The sequence below is a fragment of the Exiguobacterium sp. RM11 genome (assembly GCF_059821525.1).
Window position 1 is genome coordinate 260,359 of the sequence record NZ_CM187558.1, and the last position, 20,441, is coordinate 280,799.

The window sequence follows — 20,441 nt, forward strand, 5'->3', positions numbered from 1 at the left end:
TAAGAAAGTAGTCCTCTTATCTTGATGGAATGATAAAAAGTCATGGGCTGGGCATAAATTTCTCAATGTGATCGATTAGAAATTCAATAGGGTGAATCGGTGGGAGGAATCTCTTTGAGGAAATGGATGATTGGAATATTATCTGTTGCAGTGGTAGCAGGTTATGTCATGTTTAGCGAAATCCTGAAAGAAGGAAACACGAGTGATTTGACTGTGACCGAAAGCTTCCGACGCATAGACGATTTAGCTACACGCTCGCCGGTCGTCATCGTCGGCAAAGTCAGCAGTCACCCGAGATCTTTTGAATATCATTCGGTTACTTTCTTTGAATCAGATATTCACGTGCAGCGTGTCTATCGAGACGTGAGTCATGAACTCAAGCAAACTGATACGATTACCCTCTTACAAAACGATATGGAAGAAGACCCGCTCGTCAGACGAGGAGAAAACGTCCTCTTGTATTTACAAAAATACGAGGGACCCGTGATTGAGAAAGCGTATCGAATTGTCGGTCTACAACAAGGACATTTCAAAGTGAATCGGACAGGGACACTGACTTCGGTAGGAGAATCCAATCTTTATCAAGAAAGCGGGCGAAGTGCTGACTTGAGTAAACTAGAGACATTATTGAACGACAATCCTTATATGGCAGAATATAACGACGTGATGACGGATGAAGACATTGAAGCTTTTAACGACACCCAAGAACGTCTGTTAGAGGAATTTCAATGATATAACGAGTGAAAGCGGCGCTGATGAAATCAGCACCGCTTTTTCGTGTGAACTTTTATAAATATCATAAGAATTGAAGCATGGACGTCGCGACCGTGAAGTAGATGATGAGACCGAGGTTGTCCATCAGTGTCGTGATAAACGGTCCAGAGGCAACAGCGGGGTCTAACTTCAGGCGATTGATGAGAAGCGGGACAATCGTGCCGATCATCGTGGCGACACTGAGTGCTGCAAAGATGGAGACTCCGACAATGAAGCCGATGAGCATGTTGTCATAAAGAATCGTGATGACCCCGAAGATGACAATCATACAAGCAATCCCTAAGATGATGCCGGTCCCGAGCTCACGTCGAATCATCTTCATGACGTTCTTACGATTGATTGTGCCAAGCGCAATCGAACGAACAGCAACGACAAGTGACTGGGTGGCTGCATTCCCGGCAGACCCCATGACAAGTGGCATGAAGACGGCGAGGAGTACAATCGTCTCAAGCGTGTCTTCGAAGCCACCGATTGTCGAGGCTGTGATCATCCCGAGAAACATGAGGCTGACAATCCACGGGGCACGTTTTTTCGCCGCCTCGAACGGACTCATGTTGATATCGGACGACCCCTTCGTCGCGGAGAGTTCTTCAAAGTCTTCCGTCGTTTCGCGCTCGATGACGTCTAACACATCATCGACCGTGATGATGCCGAGTAGCTTTTGCTGATCGTCGATGACAGGAAGGGCCAATAAATCATACTTTTGGACAATCCGAGCCAAGTCTTCCTGGTCGGTCATGACGTTTGCCGAGATGACACGAAAACCCATGATGTCTTCGATTTTCGCCTCGAGCGGCGCGACAATCAAATCACGTAAAGAGACGACACCAACCAGTTGGTGCGCTTGGTCGACCACATATAAGTAATAAATCGTCTCAGCGTCTGGTCCGAGTTCACGCAACTCTTCTAAAGTCAGTCCGACGGTCTTGTTCGCTTGAAGGACGACGAACTCGGTCGTCATGAGCGCCCCGGCCGTCTCTTCCGGGTATTGCATCAAATCTTTGACTTCTTGTTCCTCGATATCGTCCATCTGCTCGAATAGTGTGTCCATGAACGCATCGGGTAGCTCCCGCATCAAATCGGCGGCGTTATCTGAATACATCTCATTTAAAATTCGGACAGCATACGGCTGAGGCGTTTCTTGGATGAATGTACATTGCTCTTCTAACGTCAGTTTTTCAAAAAGGTCCGTAAATATTTCAGGTGAGATTGTTCGATATACGAACGCGCGCTCATGCTGATTGAGTTCGATAAAATGATCAGCCTGTTCACCGGGGTGGAGGGAGAGGAAGAGGTCTTGAAAATCGACCGGGTCTCCCTTTTGAATCAATGTGCGAAGTGCCGCTTCATGTTCGTTGTATTCCATTTCTTCTATTTTCATTTGCTCACATCCTGATCTTTCGCATTTTTCAGCTTACTCTGCAGGTCTCAAAAAAATTTTTTCATCTTTTTTAGGAGGATTATATTCATCATCCATACATCTCATTTCCCCTTGTCAGGACGCCGAATTTTCATGCATTGTTTGTTCATTCACAAAGGTGAAGGTTTATACATAGCCATGTGGAATCACTAACAGGTGAACTGCCGGATTAGACATTCGCAAATTTGGTAAAGTGATAAGGTAAGGGTAGTCACACACCCGAATCACAAGGAGGAAGCGAGATGATCTCAATGACGAATCAACCGATTTCACAAGATACGACGCTGAAACATCCGATTCATGTGTATTCAGAAATTGGAGAATTAAAAACGGTATTACTGAAACGACCGGGAAGGGAATTAGAAAACCTCACCCCGGAATATTTAGAGCGCCTCTTGTTCGATGATATTCCCCATTTGCCGGTCATTCAAAAAGAGCACGACTATTTTGCGAGTGCGCTCCAAAATCGCGGTGTGGAAGTCCTTTACCTCGAAAAATTAATGGCTGAGACATTGTCGCTCCCTGGTGTGCGCGAAAAGTTTGTCGCGGATATCTTATCGGAGTCGAAATCAAATATCAACGGCTCTTATGAAACGTTAAAAGAATATTTACTGGATTTTGATAATGAGATGTTGATTGAAACGGTGATGGCCGGTATCCGAAAATCGGAGATCAAGCCGGAGAAACGCCGACATTTACACGAAATGATTGAAGATACGTACCCCTTCTTTTTAGATCCTATGCCAAACCTCTATTTCACACGAGATCCGGCCGCCGCAATCGGTCATGGTCTCTCCATCAATCGAATGAAAGAACCGGCACGTCGCCGTGAATCACTCTTCACGCAGTATATTATGCGCTATCACCCACGCTTTGCGAAACATGATGTTCCGATTTGGTCAGACCGCGACTATCGATTTGCGATGGAGGGCGGGGATGAGCTTGTCTTATCGAAAGAAGTCGTCGCCATCGGCATCTCTGAACGAACGACTGCGCAAGGAATCGAACGCGTCGCCCTCAATTTGCTCAAACATGGAGACAGCTTCAAAAAAGTAATCGCTATCGAAATTCCAAAATCACGCGCCTTCATGCATCTCGATACCGTCTTTACGATGGTCGACCATGATAAATTCACCATCCATCCGTTCATTCAAGGACCGGAAGGAAAGATGAATATTTTCGAACTTTCATTGAATGCAGAAGGTGAATTGCAGATCACGCAACATACCGATTTGTTGAACGTGTTAAAAGACGTCCTCGGCTTGCAGGAAGCGACGTTGATTCCTTGTGGAGGTGGCGACCCGATCGCAGCGGCGCGTGAACAGTGGAACGATGGATCGAATACGCTCGCCATCGCACCGGGTGTCGTGGTCACGTATGACCGGAACTACGTCTCGAATGAACTGCTCCGTAAAGAAGGCGTTGAAGTGATTGAAATCATGTCGAGTGAACTATCACGCGGACGTGGGGGTCCACGTTGCATGAGTTGTCCGATTATCCGCCAAGACATCTAAATGTGATAAGGAGGAAGCAGTATGTCTACAACGTTCAATTTTGATTTGAAAGGTCGTCACTTTTTATCGTTAAACGAGTTTTCTGGTGAAGAAATCAATTATTTGATCGATTTGTCTGCTGCATTCAAACGTCAAAAGAAACAAGGCATCCCACATCGGATTTGTGAAGGCAAAAACATTGCCTTACTCTTTGAAAAACCATCGACGCGGACGCGTTGTGCGTTCACGGTCGCCGCAATTGACTTAGGGATGCATCCTGAGTATTTAGGTAAAAATGATATCCAGTTCGGGAAGAAAGAATCGGTGCGCGATACGGCCATCGTCCTCGGGCGCATGTTTGACGGCATTCAATTTCGAGGGTTCGCTCACGAGACGGTCGAAGGTCTCGCGAAAGATGCAGGGGTACCGGTTTGGAACGGATTGACCGACCTCTATCATCCGACACAAATCTTGGCCGACTTCTTGACGGTGAAAGAACAAAAAGGAGAATTGGCCGGAATCAAATTCGTGTACGTCGGCGACGGCCGGAACAACATGGGGAACACGCTATTGATCGGTGGCGCAAAAGTAGGGATGGATATGCGGATTTGCGCACCGAAATCACTTTGGCCATCTGACGAAATCGTCAATTATGCGAAATCGGTTGCTGCTGAAACAGGCGCCGTCATCACATTGACGGAGAGCATTGAAGAAGCGATGGATCAGGCGGACGTCGTCTACACGGATGTATGGGTGTCGATGGGCGAAGAGGCAGCTTTCGCAGAACGGATCGAATTGTTGCGACCATATCAAGTGAACATGGATATGCTTCAAAAGAGCGGCAACCCGGACATCATGTTCTTACACTGCCTCCCTGCCTTCCACGACTTAGAGACAGAGGTCGGTCGGGCGATTCATGAACAGTACGGATTGACGGAAATGGAAGTGACTGATGAGGTGTTCCGCAGTCGTCATTCGTTCGTATTTGATGAAGCGGAAAACCGGATGCATACGATTAAGGCGGTAATGGCGGCAACGCTCACGGAGACACGCGAATGGCTTGAACGTTGACGGGGGAGGGGAACTCCCCCTCCCGTTTCAAAATAAGCGAAAGGGATGAGTAGAATGTCTACGAAGTTGGAGCATGACTCAGGTGGTTCGGCTGGAGTACATCCTGACAAGCAAGACAAGCGATTAGGTCTCGGAGCGTTGACGGCACTTGTCGTCGGATCGATGATTGGCGGTGGCGCCTTCAACTTGGCCGCCGATTTAGCGCAAGGGGCGAACGCGGGTGCCATTCTCATCGGGTGGGTCATCACCGGAATCGGGATCATCGCGCTCGGTCTCAGTTTTCAAAACTTGACGATGCGCCGCCCTGATTTGGACGGTGGTGTCTATAGCTATGCCCGTGCCGGTTTCGGTTCGTTCGTCGGATTCAACTCGGCCTGGGGATACTGGTTATCTGCCTGGCTCGGAAACGTGGCGTATGCCACACTGCTGTTCAGTTCGGTCGGCTATTTCTTCCCGATTTTTGAAGGGGGACAAAATATTGCCTCCATCGTCGGAGCCTCCATCATGCTTTGGCTCGTACACACGCTCATTCTTCGTGGGGTGCATGAGGCGTCGATGATCAACATCGTCACCACGATTGCCAAGCTCGTTCCGATTTTTGCATTCATTACGATTACGTTGTTCTTATTCAATCTCGAAAACTTCACCTTCGATTTTTGGGGACAAGGCGGCTTCTCATGGGGAAGTGTTCGCGACCAGGTCGTCTCGACGATGCTTGTCACGCTGTGGGTATTCATCGGTGTCGAGGGGGCAGTCGTTCTCTCGGGTCGTGCTCGGAAGCGTTCTGACGTCGGAAAGGCAACTGTCATCGGGTTACTCGGTACACTCGTCATCTATCTGCTCATCTCTGTCATGTCGCTCGGTCTCATGACACCGGAAAACGTAGCGAACGCCTCGCAACCTGCGATGGCTTACTTGCTCGAGTCGGCAGTCGGACCTTGGGGCGCGATGCTCATCAACGGTGGACTCGTCATTTCTGTACTCGGGGCATGGCTCGGTTGGACGCTTCTCGCGGCGGAGATTCCGTTCGTTGCTGCAAAAGACGGCGTGTTCCCGAAATGGTTCACGAAAGAGAATAAAAATCAGGCACCTGTCAACGCACTTTGGTTAACAAACGGGTTGATCCAGCTCTTCCTCTTCACCTTCTTGATTTCAGATGCCGCCTATAATTTTGCGTTCTCCCTCGCTTCCAGTGCCATTTTAATCCCGTATGTGTTCTCGGCATTTTACCAAGTGAAGGTATCGAAAAATGGAATCGGTTATAGCGCCGGTGAACGGAGAACACGCGACTTGACGATCGGATTGGTCGCTTCCATTTACGGATTGTGGCTCATCTATGCGGCAGGAATCGATTATTTACTGCTCACGACCCTTCTATACGCACCAGGAACACTTCTTTACATGAAAGCGCAACGTGAAAATGGCATCAAGTCACTCAACAAAACGGAATGGTTGGTCGCCGGAGTGTTGACCGCACTCGCCATTTTCGCAGTCGTACGCATACTATCTGGTAATATCTCAGTCATCTGATCGGGGGTATCGATATGGAGAAAAAACGTGTGGTCATCGCCCTAGGCGGAAATGCGATTCAACAAGGTAAAGATGCGACAGCGGAAGCACAAATGCGAGCGGTCGAGGCGACGGCAGAATCTCTCGCAGCACTGATTGCAGAAGGGGTCGACGTCATCATCACACACGGGAACGGTCCGCAAGTCGGAAATTTAATGTTACAACAAGCCGCATCAGACAGTCCGGCTACGCCGGCGATGCCCCTTGATGTATGTGGTGCGATGACGCAAGGAATGATTGGATACTGGTTTGAAAATGCGCTGACGAAAGCACTGCGTGCGCGCGGTCTTGAACGAGATGTGGCTTCTCTCGTCACACGAAGCGTGGTCGATCCGAATGATAGTGCGTTTCATCATCCATCGAAGCCGATCGGTCCGTTTTATACGGAAGAAGAGGCACTCCATCTCGAACGGACGACGGGTTACGTCTTCAAAGAAGATGCAGGTCGTGGATACCGTCGTGTCGTCCCGAGCCCGGTTCCGATGAAAATCGCGGAACACGCCGTCATCCGAACGCTCGTTGAAGCGGGGCATATCGTCGTCGCTTCCGGTGGCGGTGGTATTCCGGTCATGGAGACGACTGAAGGATACGTCGGAATCGAGGCGGTCATCGATAAAGACTTTGCGGCTGCGAAACTCGCGGACCTCGTCAACGCAGACGTATTGCTCATTCTGACTGCGGTCGAACATGTGTATGTCAACTTCGGGAAGCCAGACGAGATGGCGCTCCAGGAGACCTCAAAGGAACAGATGGAGACGTATATCGCCGAAGGACAGTTCGCTCCAGGCAGCATGTTACCAAAAGTAAGAGCGGCACTGCAGTTCGCAGAATCCGGCACGAACCGGGTCGCCATCATCACGTCACTCGATCAGGCGCTAGCTGCCATTTATGGGGATGCCGGAACACGCGTCCGTTTGGCTCCATCCCTCCAACAATAAGAATGTGTCGCAAACGTGAAACGTTTGCGACTTTTTGTTTTCTGTCCCGATTCAAGGGGAAGGAATGTTGTATGCCAAAAATGAGATTGCTATCATATTCAGTGTAAACGTTTGCACTAATTTCAGGAAGGAAGTGACGGAGAGCGGAAACGCTCGAGTGTATGCGCCTATTCGAAGAAAATCATGTATATCAGTCGTGGATGAGACCGAAAGCAAGAGAAGAGGCAATCGTGCAAGGAAGCTGTTATCGTTTTACCGTATTGACGAGTCAGTTAATTCGGATGGAGTATGCAGAAGACGGGATTTTTGAAGACCGTGCCACCCAAGTGGCGTGGAATCGAGAATTTGACGTTCCACAATTCCGAGTGATTGAAGATGAGGCAGAGCTCCAAATCATCACGGAACACGTTCACTTATATTATACGAAAGGACCGTTCGCGCCGAACACGCTCTATGTGGACGTGAAAGGGAACTTCAGTACGTATTACAGCCGCTACATGTTCAACGGTCCCGAGCGGACGCTGAAAGGGACGGCGCGGACGCTCGACCATGTGGACGGGGCGACGGAGTTAGAAGAAGGGATCCTTTCGAAACAAGGGTATGCGATCATTGATGATTCGTCCTCGTTTTTGATGACGGATGATCGCTTCGTCGAGCCGAGACGAAAAGGAATTCATGACATTTACTACTTCGGATATGGCCATGACTATAAACAGGCACTTCGAGATTTTTACACGTTGACGGGCCCGACGCCGATGCTTCCTCGTAAAGCGCTCGGAAACTGGTGGAGTCGCTACTGGCGATACGACGAAAAAGAATATAAGGCGCTGATGCGCCGCTTCAAATCCGAAGACGTCCCGTTCTCGGTCAGCGTCATCGATATGGACTGGCACGTGACAGACATCCCGGAAGAGTATGGGAGTGGCTGGACGGGCTATTCGTGGAATAGAAACTTATTCCCTGAGCCGAAGCGATTCCTCAAATGGTTAAAAGACGAGGGGATGATGGTGACATTGAACTTACACCCCGCTGACGGGGTCCGTGCGTTTGAAGACCAGTATGCGGCGATGGCTGAGGCGATGGGGGTCGATCCGGAATCGGATGACCGAATCCCGTTCGATTTTTCGGACAAGCGATTCATTCAAGCGTATTTCGAACAGATGCATCACCCGCATGAAGCGGATGGCGTTGATTTTTGGTGGATCGACTGGCAACAAGGGTCGACGTCAAAGATGGAAGGACTCGATCCGTTATGGATGTTGAATCATTATCACGCCATCGATATCGCCCGTGACGGCAAACGCCCCCTCATTTTTTCTCGTTACGCAGGACCAGGGAGCCACCGTTACCCGGTCGGCTTCTCAGGGGACACGATCATCTCGTGGGCATCGCTCGCATTCCAGCCGTATTTCACGGCAACAGCGACGAACATTGGTTATGGATGGTGGAGTCATGACATCGGAGGGCATCATCGTGGTAAAAAAGACGATGAGCTCGCGGCGCGTTGGGTCGCATACGGAGTGTTCAGTCCAATCATGCGTCTCCACTCGACGTTCAGCACGTTCAACGGAAAAGAGCCTTGGCGTTTCGGAATCGAAGCCGAACAGTCGATGAAGCGATTCTTACGCCTGCGTCATCAGCTCATCCCTTATTTGTATACGATGAACTATCGGAACCATGCCGAAGCATTGCCACTCGTGTTACCGATGTATATCGAACATCCCGATGATGAAGCGGCTTATCAGGTGCCGAATCAGTTTTATTTTGGAAGTGAACTCATCGTCTCCCCGATTGTCAAACCGATGGACCGACAGCTTCATGTCGCGGGGGCGAACGTGTGGTTGCCGAAAGGGGAATGGTTCGATTTCTTTACAGGACATCGTTATGAAGGCGACAAGTCGATTCGTGTGTTCCGTGGACTCGAAGGACAACCGGTTTTCGCCAAAGCGGGTGCCATCATTCCGATGATGCCGCATGAACCGCATGCGAACGAAACAGGCAACCCGAGCGAGCTAGAAGTACTCGTCTTTCCAGGTGCCTCGAATACGTTCACGATGTACGAAGATGACGGGGAAAGCCGGGATTATGAGACGGGGGCGTCGCTCGAAACGACGTTCACGCTCGACTGGGAAGCACGCACGCTCCACATCGAGACATCAGGTGATCTGACACTCGTCCCGGCGAATCGAACGTTGACGATTCTAATCCGCGGGGTCGTCGGAGAAGGGGACTATGATGCGGAGACGCAGACGTTACACATCCCACTCGGTGAATGGAAACAGGAGCAGACCGTGACGCTGCCGGTCGATGTGACACAGAACGCACATCGACTCGATCGTGTCTATCGCTTCTTAGATCGCGCTGAAATCGCTTATGACTTGAAAGATCGTCTGTATCAGATGGCGACCACGAAGACCCGTCTCGAGGCATGGTTGTTTGACCTCCATGCGTTAGAACTCGATCGTGATTTACAGGACGCCCTATTGGAACTGATGTTGGACTGAAAAAGGGGGGAGACCCCCTTTTGTCATGTCAGAAAACTGTCGGATTTAGAAAGCGCTTTCATTGAAAATCCCATTATACTGAAGATAGAAGAATAGAAATGAGGGGATAAACATGCGACACATGTGGACGATTGACGATTTACGGCAGTTGACGCTGTTTGCGACATGTCCGAGTCGAGCACTTGAACAGTTGATTCCGCACGTCTATTGCCGGACGTATCGGAAAGGACAACTATTGTTCATGGAAGGGGATCCGCGCGAGCGTGTGTATTTCTTGATGAGCGGTTATATCAAACTCGAGCGGATGAACGAGAATGCGACCCATCATTACGCCGATTACGTGAAACCGAAACAATTTTTCCCATACAACGGTTTATTCACAGGGGAAGACTATCGTCATACGGCTGAAGCGGTGACGGATATTGAGGTCATCTACATCCCGACAGATCGCTTTGAGCGGTTCGTGTCCACGCAGTCGAGCATGCTACTCTATATCATTGACCAGATGAATCGTATTCTTGATTTGCATGAAAGGCGTGTCCAAGAAATCATCACGCCGAGCGCGAAAGAACGTGTCATCAATACGCTCCATTTCTTGATTGAAGATTTAGGGGAACCGGACGAACAAGGTGTCCGTGTCCGTTGCCCATTCACCGCAATCGAACTTTCTCGTCTGTCCGGTACGTCCCGGGAGACGGTTTCGACGATTTTAGCGAAGCTTCGAAAAGAAGATGTGCTTCGCATCGACGCCCATCAACTTGTCATCGGTCACCCCGAATATTTTGAACAAGACATCGACTGACGCCACTCGGATGAGGGCGTCTTTTACATGTTCGAACGAGCGGGGCGTTCGCTTCAACACGTGGCATATTGTATAATTAGTGATGAATCTCACAAAGCAATGGAATTGTAAATAGAGAAAGGATGAATGCAGTGAAACGACTGCAAGCCCTTGCTTTCGCCGAAAGGGGTCACATCATCGGACTCGTGTTATCCGCGGTCATGATTGGACTATCGATTTTGGCGCAAGCGTATTTAATCGTCGACATCGTCGACCGAATCTTTTTAAAGGATGAATCATTCGAAGCGATCCTTCCGGCTTTACTATGGCTCGTTGTTGCTTTATTGGCACGAGCGCTTTTTGGATACGTGTCGGGACGCATCGGTGCGAGTTTATCCGAAAAGGCGAAACAGACGTTACGCCTTCAATTGTTGGAGCGTTACGCTACGAGTCCGGTCGAGTCATCTTTGACAGGACAATCAGGTAAAAAGGTCAGTGTGTTCATGGATGCTGTCGACGAGGTGGACGCCTACTTCAGTCAATATTGGCCGCAAGTCATCCAAACGTCGATCATCCCGCTCCTCATTTTGGTCGTCGTCTTCAGCCAACACTGGATTTCAGGAGTCATCATGATGGTCACGGCACCGTTCATTCCGCTGTTCTTCATCATCATCGGGATTGCGACTCAGAAAAAATCAGAAGAACAGATGGAGAAGATGAATCAGTTTTCCGGTAAGTTTTTAGATGTCTTACAAGGATTGACGACGCTCAAGCTTTACAATCGCACGGAGCAAGAAGCGAAGGCGATTGAGAAGAGTAGTCTCGACTTTCGGGATGCGACGATGGTCGTTTTGAAGACGGCGTTCTTATCAGGACTTATGCTCGAGTTCATCTCGATGCTCAGTACCGGAGTCGTCGCGTTAGAAGTCGCCTTACAGATGGTCGTGTGGCAGAACCTCACGTTCTTCTCTGGCTTTTTGATTCTCGTGTTAGCGCCAGAGTATTATTTGGCGATTAAAGATTTAGGAAGTGCCTTCCATACGGGACGTGGAAGTATGGGTGCGGCCGACCGAATCTTTGAGGTATTAGACGCCCCCGATGACCGCATCGAATGGGGAACGAAGTCACTCGGTTCACGAACACCAAACCTTGAACTCGAAGACGTCTCCTTCGAATATGCAGGCGGACGCTTTGCGCTTCAACCGTTGAGCGGTCGGATTCCGTCCGGCACTCACCTGGCCTTGGTCGGTGCGAGTGGTTCCGGGAAGACGACAGTACTGAATGTCATCTCCGGACTGCTACAGGTGAAATCGGGACGTGTCCTCGTGGATGGTGAACCTCTTCAGTCGTTTGACGAGTCTGCCTGGTACGGGAACATTGCCTATATCTCACAAAACCCTTATCTATTCGCCGGCACACTTGCCGATAACATCGCCTTAGGCGAAGAGGCCGATGAGCTTGCGTTACGGGAAGCAGCCGATGCGGCAGGACTGTCTGAGATGATCGATCAATTACCGAACGGGATCTGGACGGAGCTTGGAGAAGGTGGATTTGGTCTATCGGGTGGAGAACGACAACGTCTCGCACTCGCCCGTGCCTTCTTTAAACGACCTGGTATCCTCTTATTCGATGAGCCGACGACCGGTCTCGATTTGAAGACCGAACAGATTGTGAGACGTTCGATTGCTGAGTTGTCGAAAGAGGCAACGTTGATCACGGTGGCTCATCGCCTGCATACAATCAAAGAGGCGGATACCATCTGGTTTATGCAGGACGGGCAACGGATTGCCGAAGGAACACATGACGCGTTGCTCGCCGTCCCGGAGTATGCGGAACTGTTTGCGCTTCAGAAAGGGGTGAGCCGATGAACTCGCTTTGGACGATTACAAAATGGATGATGCGCGAGAAGAGAGATATCCTTCTCTCCATCTTCTTTGGATATGCAGCCGGGATTGCGGCGGTCGCCCTGTTTGCAGCAAGCGGATACCTCGTCTCACGGGCGGGGCTCGTCCCACCTTTGTATGCGCTCATGGTACCCGTCGTTCTCATCAAACTGTTCGGGGTCATTCGGGCAGGAAGTCGTTATCGGGAGCGCCTCGCGTCACACCGGGCGACGTTTACGATATTAAGCGAGCTACGTGTCCGCTTTTATCGACAACTTGAACCACTCGTCCCATCGATTTTTGCGAAATATCGGAGTGGGGATTTGCTTGCACGCGTCGTCGGAGATGTCGAGAGTCTGCAAAACTATTTTCTCCGCGTATTCTATCCACCGATCATACTCGTGCTCGTGTTCTTGAGTACGATCTTCTTTGTGACGTTCTTCTCGTTCGCGGTCAGTCTATGGATCTTACTCGGTGTGCTCGTCACTGGATTTTTGATCCCACTCGGATTTGCTCGAATTCGCGCTCGTCATGACGAGACGATTCGTGCATTGCGCGGGGATGTATCGATTCAGTTGACCGAGATGATGTACGGATATCGAGATTTAAAACTACATCATCAACTCGCTCGTACGAAGCAAGCCGTCTATGCGCGTAGCGAACGCTACATGGAAGCGGAGCGGAAAGATACGACGAACCAATTTTTCAACTCCGCGCTCGTCGTCGCCGCCTCTTTACTCGTTTCATGGGGCGTCTTGGCAATCGGTGCCTATCAAGTCGTAGATGGAGATTTGAACGGGCTCTTCTTGGCGATGCTTATCATGATGTCGCTCACAGCGTTTGAGAACACGACACCGATGGCTGTGTTCCCGGGACACTTTGCAGACAGCAAACAAGCCGCTGATCGATTGTTTGAAGTGATGGAGCCGAGCGAAACGATTGAGGTGCTCGAAGCGAAACGTCAGGATGTGACGTTCACGGCATCGCCATCCATCTCATTTAAGCATGTTCGCTATCGCTATCCGGATACGTATCGGGACGTGATTGACGATGTGTCGTTACACATCCCGAGTGGTTCGAAGACGGTCATCGTCGGACCGAGCGGCTCCGGGAAGTCGACGTTGCTCCAACTGTTGTTGGCATTTGTCCGGACAGAAGACGGGACGATCCGACTCGATCAAGACAACTTGAATGACATGAAACAGACTTCGATCTGGCAACATGCGAGTGTCGTCTTGCAAGACAATCACTTCTTTTACGGGACCGTACGGGAGAATCTAGCACTAGCCGGTGACTTTACCGATGAGGAGATGCTTGTGGCGCTCGAACGTGTCCGTTTATCGTTTTCACTCGATGAGCCGGTCCTTGAAAAAGGGGCGAACTTGTCAGGTGGGGAACGTCAACGGTTAGCGATTGCGCGAGCCCTTCTTAAAAACGGGCTGATCTGGTTGCTTGATGAACCTACTTCTGCGCTTGATGCAGGAACGGAAGCGCATGTCTTTTCTGAACTGTTGCATCAAGCAGGATCAGGGACGCTAATCCTTGTCAGTCACCGCTTGACGGGACTCGAAGCCTTTGACCAAATCATCGTGATGGAAGCTGGACGAATCGTCGAAGCTGGATCTTATGAGGAATTGATGATGAAACGTGGTATGTTTTACGAATTGAAACAAATCGAACAAGAAGTGTTCGCATAACAAAAAGACGAGCAGCCCCGTCGGTGGGCTGCTCGTCTTGTTTTTGGCAAATATGGGTGCAACAAATGGGGGTTGTCGCAGCAATGCTTTCAAAAAGAGTGTCGTGGAGGGGAATCCACGTGACGTGATGTGTTTGGGGAACGTGCACGTCAAGCTTTTAGGAAGCTATATCTAGAGTATAGTTGATAACGATTCTCATTGTCAATGAGAATTGCGAAAAAAATATCCATACGTGCGAACACGTATGGATAAGATCTCGAATTAGTTCGAGGCCACGCCTTTTTGAACCGTGAATCGAATGAGACTGAACAAGTATCTCGTGAAGAAGAGCGCGAACGCATAAAATAGCGCGATGAACGGTGACTGGAGGTCGATCCCAGGAATGTTCATCAAAAACTCTAAGACGAGAATCGATAGCAAGAATACGTAAAGAGCAGCGTCTAAATAAAGTGGCATGAGACGACCCCGCTGATGCCAAAATGTACGGATCAGTGGTGCGACGGTCATTCCGATAATCCGTTCAGCAAAACCGATACTGAGCACGGCAATCAAGAATGATGGGACGGTGTTAAATGCCACTAAATCTGAAAACACGAGTCCTGAAATGAGTAAGAGTGGGCCGATGACGATCATCATCGAGAGCGACGTACGGAAAAAGATCCATAAGTTTTGTTGAATCGAACGAATTCCCCCGAGTGCCGATTGTTGAAGCGTCTTCCCACGTTTATAGTCAATCGCGAACGAGCTGATAAACATAATTCCAAACAAAGATAACAAAACTGACATGAACGATGTTTCCCCTTTTCTGAATAAATCCTGATGTACCAATCTGAACCAAAGTCTAGCCTAGTTTAACGATTCGTTTCGAGAAAGTAAAGCGAGAAAACATGCTCAAGTGTGAAGTGTTCAATCCCTTAAGAAGCAAGGATGAATCGATTTCGTCCAGACTCTTTTGCGTGATATAGCGCTTCGTCTGCGTGCTTCAACACACTATCGATTTCAATATCGTTCGAATGGCAGGCTCCTAGCGAAACGGTGATGTGTAGCGTACCTGCACTCGTTTCAAACGGGAACGTCGAAACCTTTTCTCGGATAGATTCTGCGAGGCGAGACACTTCATCCCGCGTAGCGTGTGGCATGACGATTAAAAATTCTTCTCCACCGAAGCGACCGACCAGATGCCGCTCTTCACTTTCGTTGACGAGAAGCATACCGAGTTCACGTAACACGTCATCGCCGACGTCGTGCCCATACGTATCATTCACTCGTTTAAAGTGATCAATATCGACTAAGATTAACGCATATTCTTCTGCCTCGACCGTCAAGTTAGCCATCGCTTCATTCAACAAACGACGGTTGGCAATTCCGGTGAGCGCATCAGTACGCGCAAGCTGTTGTTGATGTTGGACGTTCTCAAAGTGACGGCGTAATTCGAGCAATAACCGATAGGCGGCACAAGCTCCACCATAAGACATTAACGTGTAGACAATCAGGACGGGATAGAACAGATTGAGCGGCAGTGCGGCATAGATGGCTGCTCCAAAAATGGCGATGCTGATTGTCGTGAATACAAGTAATGTCGGGCGTGTGTTATCCATACGTTTACGTAAAATGCTTGTCGCCCCAACTAATACAATCATTGTCGCGATGGCAAGGTAGAGACCGATCATGGCCCCATCTGTAAAAAGTAGGACAAGGAAGCGACCCGTCAATAAGATGACACCCGCGACGGCACCACTTACCCATCCGCCAAATAGAACGGCGAGTATGATTGGGATGTTACGCAAGTCGATGAGAACCCCTTCAAGAGGTAAGGCGTTCACTAACAACAAGATGGCAATCAGTCCGGTTTGTACACCGAGTAAAACTCTTCCCTTTAACGGAGACTGTGGTGTCAACCGAGGTCGATTACGGAACGGCAAAAAGGAAATCGTGAAGAGCGTGAATAAGATACACAGGTTGATAAAGAATGCATTGACGATTGTGAGCATCGAAGCTCCCCCTTACCCCGTATGGAAATATTTAGTTACAGTATAAATCATCTTGTCGAAAACAGGTAGGATTAACCTGCGAACTAAAATATATGTACCCTTGATTAGAATTCAAGTGCAACCCTTATCATCCCTTTTCGGTCTCACAGACATGTTTCAACTTTTAGAACTTTCGTTATCGAAAATCGAAAGTTTGGTATGATAAGAGAAAAGGAGGACTGTCCGTGCGTTACTGGGATCATTTTAAACGAGCGTTTATTCCGATTGCGCTCATTTTGATTGGATTAGCGATCTTTTATACTTTATCGGCTAGAGATAATATGGTGTTGACGCTTTTAGGGGCTGCGATTGTAGGAGTCATCTTATTTTTAGTGATGCGTCATGTGAACCAAGTCGAAGAAGACTAAACGAGAACACATTTTGTGGTTCTCGTTTTTTGTTGTCTTGCGACTTTTTTGGGTACACTACAAAGTAAGGAGGGATTTTTTATGGCAAAAGCTACATTTGCGGGAGGCTGTTTTTGGTGTATGGTCAAACCGTTTCATAAATATGAGGGGGTCGAACGTGTCATTTCCGGCTACACGGGTGGACATGTCGACAACCCGACGTATCAGCAAGTCTGTTCAGAGACGACGGGGCATTTAGAGGCGGTCGAGATCACGTTCGACCCTGAGGTCATCTCGTATGAGGAGTTGCTTCGCATCTATTGGCGTCAAATCGACCCGACAGACGGCGGTGGACAATTTAATGATCGAGGCGAATCGTATCGTCCGGCAATTTTCTATCATTCAGAAGAACAACGGGACGCAGCTGAGCGCTCGAAACAAGAAGTGGAAGACTCAGGACGGTTTGACCGCTCGATCGAAGTCGACATCCGCCCTGCGAAAACGTTCTGGGAAGCGGAAGATTACCATCAGGACTATTATAAAAAGAATCCGTTCCGCTACGAGATGTATCGGGTCGGGTCTGGTCGTGCGAAATTCATCAAAGAAGCCTGGAGCGATCGGAAGAAGCAACAGGCACTCCGTGAACGCTTGACGCCGATGCAATATAAAGTCACACAAGAAAACGGAACAGAGCCGCCGTTTAAAAACGAATACTGGGACGAAGAACGTGAAGGATTATACGTCGACATCGTTGATGGAACACCACTGTTCACATCTCACGATAAGTTCCAGTCAAACTGTGGATGGCCGAGCTTCTCGCGTCCGATCGAGGAGAAACGAGTCGACTTGAACATGGACACGACGCACCACATGGTCCGGACAGAAGTCCGTTCAAAACAAGGTGACAGTCACCTCGGTCACGTCTTTGATGATGGACCGAAAGAACTCGGTGGTTTACGCTATTGCATCAACTCGGCCGCTCTCCGATTCATTCCTGTAGAAGAGCTTGAAGAAGCTGGGTACGGGGAATATAAACACTTATTCAACAAGTGAAGGGGAGAGTTGTATGTTCACAGCCGTCAAACAACAAATTCGGTGCGAAACGATTGGGACCGTCCTTGATTTTTACGACCAGTCGATTCGACATCTTTCGGAAGAAGCGAGACAAGAGAAGTACGCCAAAATGAGTTCGAGCCCGTTCTCCTTCTTTCGAGGGAGCTCGCACTTGTTCTATTACGACTTTGCGAAAGTCCCCATCGCGTTTGACACGGGTCCCAACCATCCGACGTTCATTCAAGGAGACTTGCACTTTGAGAATTTCGGTGTGTTCGAGGACGGGGCCGGTACGATCATTTATGACGTAAACGACTTTGACGAGGCGTATATCGGTTCCTATCTGTTCGACTTGTTGCGGATGGCAGTCTCTGTCGATTTATTCGCGGCCGAGTCAGGGTTTGACGGCAAAGCGGCCATCGAGGCATTTGCACGCTCGTATGCGGAGGCGATTGAGAAGCATGCGAAAGGAAAAAGTGAACATATTCAATTTACAAAAGAGAATACGTGTAAAGCCGTGAAGAAAGTCATTAAAAAAGCGGAGAAAAAGAAAGACGAATTTATGTCCGAACGGACGGAAGTACGGGACGAGGAACGTTATTTTTCAACGAGTGACGATTTGCTTGCCGTTTCGCCTGAAGTACGAGATAAAATCGAGGCGGGTTGGGGAGATTATTTATCTTCCTTGTCGGATGAGCATCGACATCACGCCGATCATTATGAAATCAAAGACATCGCCATCAAGCTGCAAAGCGGTACGGCCTCCATCGGTCTAGAGCGTTATTATATTTTGATTGAAGGGGCCGATCAAGAGCACGATGAAGATGTCATTTTAGAGATGAAACAGGCACAGTCGGCTGTCCCATCGCTGTTTCTGCCGACGCATCCGCTATTTGAGAATGGATTGTCGCACCAAGGGGCGCGTGTCGTTGCCGCGCAGCGGGCAATGGTTCATAGTCGTGACCCTTATCTCGGCTATTTGACGATTGATGGGAAAGAGTACTATGTCAGGCAGCGTTCGCCGTACAAACGAAAAGTGAAGGCGAAGCATATGAAAGACGAGACGTCACTCATTGAGACGTTGAAGGTGCAAGCACAAATCACAGCGAAAATTCACGCACGGGCCGATGCAACGTCTAACGTGCTCGATTATACGGCGAGTGAACGAATTACGGCGGCCATCGGGGACTCCCCATCGTTATTCATCCGGCAGTTGTCGAGATGGGCCGATTTTTATGCAAATCAAGTTCGCTTTGATTACGATGCCTTTTTGAACTGGGTCGAATCAAGGAAACGTTGAGGACACTTGCGAATCGAAGGGGAAATCCTGCACAATGGAAGCGTAAAGGATGTGTAAGGATCATGATTACAGAACAACAAGTCATCGCCCAGATGCGTCAGGTGATGACACAAATTGAGTCGTCGACGGGCGAAGTGCAAAAGCGTCATTTGGCAAAGTTGATGGGCTTTTGCGAACTGCTGCTAGCGGAGACGTCTGAAGGGAAACCTGTCAGCGCGCCACAAATGACGACACCGGCGAGTGAGGGAAAACCTCCGCTTGATCGTCAGATGGCCGCTTTCCTCGGGATTCCCATGGAAGAAGACGAACAACCCAAATCCGATTCATTGCTCGATTTTTGAACCACATGTGATACACATGTGGTTTTTTTGTGGATTCACATTCATTGACTTAAATACCATAGGGGGTATAATGGGTGTAAGAAATGAAAAGCAAATGGAGGCGTGAATATGTTGGATTTTCTTTTTGTAGCGGTCGTCATTGGAATCGTGTATTTTTGGTGGAGTCGCCGAAACAATGTTAAAACGGTCTCGACGGATGACTTGAAGCGTAGAATCGCAGAAGAGCGAAACATTCAATTGTTGGATGTACGTGAGCCGCATGAATACCGCGGGGGACATATCAAGCAGGCGAAAAATGTACCTTTATCCGGATTCGGTAATGCTCAAGCGAAATATCCGAAAGAAAAGGAGCGTCCTGTCTATGTCATCTGTCAGAGCGGGATGCGTAGCCAACGCGCTGCAGCGATGCTCAAGAGTGCCGGATATACCGACGTCTATTCAGTAAAAGGCGGAATGAACTTCTGGCGTGGATAATAGATGCGACTGAACGAATCGGTTCAGTCGTTTTTTTGTCACCACGTTTTCTCTTTTGCATTTTCGGGGATTCTGCTACGGTAAGGGAAGCAATTGAAAGAGAGGAGATTCATCTAATGGCAGTGATTTTATTTGATATCGATGGCACGTTAGTAGATACGACTGGACCGATGACGCAGGCGATTCATGAGGCGCTCGAGGAACTTCCTCACCTTCCGAAACCGAGTGAAGAGGCGGTCCGTTCAGGATATGGCTTGGCAGGTAACGCGTTTTGGGAGCATGTCATCCCGGAAGCGACGCTCGAAGAAATTCGTCTCATTCGTAGATTGCGTCACACGACGCTCGAGAAGACGATGGAAGGGCAAAACGTCTTATTCGATGGCATTCGTGACATGTTGGAGACGCTTCACGAACAAGGTCATACGTTGACGACGGCGAGCAACTGCGGCGTCCATTACATGAACTTGATTTTAGATACGCAACAGATTCGCTCCTACATGACGGCACCGGAATGCTTGGAGTCTGTCAGTGGCGAAAAGAAAGCGGATATTCTGACAGCGCACCGTGTCCGTCACGGTGAGGCAGACTATATTATGGTCGGCGATCGCAAATCGGATGTCGAGGCAGCACGGGCACATGATTTCCCAGTCGTTTTGACAGGGTTCGGATTTGGAAATGAAGAAGAGTGGGCGCTTGCGGATCACGTCATCAAATCGCCGAACGATTTAGTCGAATGGGTCAACCGATAAGAAAAGGCTTGTCGCAC

18 protein-coding genes are annotated in these 20,441 nt (G+C 49.1%); 15 read left to right on the forward strand and 3 right to left on the reverse strand.

Annotated features, from left to right (window positions below; genetic code table 11):
* The first annotated feature begins 114 nt into the window (after window positions 1-114).
* Window positions 115-732 (forward strand): hypothetical protein, encoded by a 618-nt coding sequence (locus tag AC5LIL_RS01535; protein ID WP_499824639.1) that lies wholly within the window; start codon window positions 115-117, stop codon window positions 730-732.
* Between the two features lie 64 nt (window positions 733-796).
* Here the strand turns inward: AC5LIL_RS01535 and mgtE are convergent, their stop codons facing one another.
* On the reverse strand, window positions 797-2,155 hold the full coding sequence (mgtE, locus tag AC5LIL_RS01540) for a magnesium transporter (protein ID WP_499824640.1): 1,359 nt from the start codon (window positions 2,153-2,155) through the stop codon (window positions 797-799).
* Between the two features lie 323 nt (window positions 2,156-2,478).
* On the opposite strand from mgtE, the gene arcA reads away from it, so the two are divergent.
* The 8 genes from arcA (at window position 2,479) to cydC (ending at window position 14,130) form a co-directional block, all read left to right on the forward strand.
* Complete coding sequence (gene arcA / locus AC5LIL_RS01545; RefSeq protein WP_214875176.1) at window positions 2,479-3,708, forward strand: arginine deiminase; 1,230 nt, start codon at window positions 2,479-2,481, stop codon at window positions 3,706-3,708.
* A 21-nt stretch (window positions 3,709-3,729) separates the two neighbouring features.
* Window positions 3,730-4,758, forward strand: coding sequence for an ornithine carbamoyltransferase (gene argF, locus AC5LIL_RS01550; protein WP_274664995.1), 1,029 nt, complete (start codon window positions 3,730-3,732; stop codon window positions 4,756-4,758).
* Between the two features lie 54 nt (window positions 4,759-4,812).
* Window positions 4,813-6,288, forward strand: a complete 1,476-nt coding sequence (gene arcD, locus AC5LIL_RS01555) for an arginine-ornithine antiporter (RefSeq protein ID WP_499824641.1) — start codon at window positions 4,813-4,815, stop codon at window positions 6,286-6,288.
* Between the two features lie 14 nt (window positions 6,289-6,302).
* Window positions 6,303-7,265, forward strand: a complete 963-nt coding sequence (gene arcC, locus AC5LIL_RS01560; RefSeq protein ID WP_499824642.1) for a carbamate kinase — start codon at window positions 6,303-6,305, stop codon at window positions 7,263-7,265.
* A gap of 161 nt (window positions 7,266-7,426) precedes the next feature.
* Window positions 7,427-9,769 carry a glycoside hydrolase family 31 protein gene (locus AC5LIL_RS01565; protein ID WP_499824643.1) on the forward strand — a complete coding sequence of 781 codons (2,343 nt, stop codon included), beginning with the start codon at window positions 7,427-7,429 and terminating at the stop codon, window positions 9,767-9,769.
* A 112-nt stretch (window positions 9,770-9,881) separates the two neighbouring features.
* Window positions 9,882-10,571: a Crp/Fnr family transcriptional regulator gene (locus tag AC5LIL_RS01570; RefSeq protein ID WP_499824644.1), complete on the forward strand. Its 690-nt coding sequence runs from the start codon at window positions 9,882-9,884 to the stop codon at window positions 10,569-10,571.
* A gap of 122 nt (window positions 10,572-10,693) precedes the next feature.
* The gene (gene cydD / locus AC5LIL_RS01575) at window positions 10,694-12,418 is read left to right on the forward strand and encodes a thiol reductant ABC exporter subunit CydD (RefSeq protein WP_499824645.1); all 1,725 of its coding nucleotides are present in this window, start codon (window positions 10,694-10,696) and stop codon (window positions 12,416-12,418) included.
* Entirely contained in the window at window positions 12,415-14,130 is a 1,716-nt protein-coding gene (cydC, locus tag AC5LIL_RS01580; RefSeq protein WP_499824646.1) for a thiol reductant ABC exporter subunit CydC, read from the forward strand. The genes cydD and cydC overlap by 4 nt, the downstream gene beginning before the upstream one ends.
* A gap of 261 nt (window positions 14,131-14,391) precedes the next feature.
* Here cydC and AC5LIL_RS01585 read toward each other — a convergent pair whose 3' ends face one another.
* Window positions 14,392-14,916 carry a hypothetical protein gene (locus AC5LIL_RS01585; protein ID WP_074035604.1) on the reverse strand — a complete coding sequence of 175 codons (525 nt, stop codon included), beginning with the start codon at window positions 14,914-14,916 and terminating at the stop codon, window positions 14,392-14,394.
* Window positions 14,917-15,044: 128 nt separating this feature from the next.
* Window positions 15,045-16,121: a diguanylate cyclase gene (locus tag AC5LIL_RS01590; RefSeq protein WP_214784990.1), complete on the reverse strand. Its 1,077-nt coding sequence runs from the start codon at window positions 16,119-16,121 to the stop codon at window positions 15,045-15,047.
* A 224-nt stretch (window positions 16,122-16,345) separates the two neighbouring features.
* Here AC5LIL_RS01590 and AC5LIL_RS01595 point away from each other — a divergent pair, with 224 nt between their 5' ends.
* The 6 genes from AC5LIL_RS01595 (at window position 16,346) to AC5LIL_RS01620 (ending at window position 20,424) form a co-directional block, all read left to right on the forward strand.
* Complete coding sequence (locus AC5LIL_RS01595; protein WP_031422036.1) at window positions 16,346-16,528, forward strand: hypothetical protein; 183 nt, start codon at window positions 16,346-16,348, stop codon at window positions 16,526-16,528.
* 81 nt (window positions 16,529-16,609) lie between these two features.
* Entirely contained in the window at window positions 16,610-17,560 is a 951-nt protein-coding gene (msrA, locus tag AC5LIL_RS01600; RefSeq protein WP_499824647.1) for a peptide-methionine (S)-S-oxide reductase MsrA, read from the forward strand.
* A gap of 13 nt (window positions 17,561-17,573) precedes the next feature.
* The gene (locus AC5LIL_RS01605; RefSeq protein WP_214784986.1) at window positions 17,574-18,860 is read left to right on the forward strand and encodes a DUF2252 domain-containing protein; all 1,287 of its coding nucleotides are present in this window, start codon (window positions 17,574-17,576) and stop codon (window positions 18,858-18,860) included.
* Window positions 18,861-18,922: 62 nt separating this feature from the next.
* On the forward strand, window positions 18,923-19,201 hold the full coding sequence (locus AC5LIL_RS01610; RefSeq protein ID WP_214784983.1) for a DUF5327 family protein: 279 nt from the start codon (window positions 18,923-18,925) through the stop codon (window positions 19,199-19,201).
* A gap of 108 nt (window positions 19,202-19,309) precedes the next feature.
* Window positions 19,310-19,675 carry a rhodanese-like domain-containing protein gene (locus AC5LIL_RS01615; RefSeq protein WP_214744795.1) on the forward strand — a complete coding sequence of 122 codons (366 nt, stop codon included), beginning with the start codon at window positions 19,310-19,312 and terminating at the stop codon, window positions 19,673-19,675.
* 116 nt (window positions 19,676-19,791) lie between these two features.
* The gene (locus AC5LIL_RS01620; protein WP_214784982.1) at window positions 19,792-20,424 is read left to right on the forward strand and encodes an HAD family hydrolase; all 633 of its coding nucleotides are present in this window, start codon (window positions 19,792-19,794) and stop codon (window positions 20,422-20,424) included.
* The last annotated feature ends 17 nt before the right edge of the window (window positions 20,425-20,441 follow it).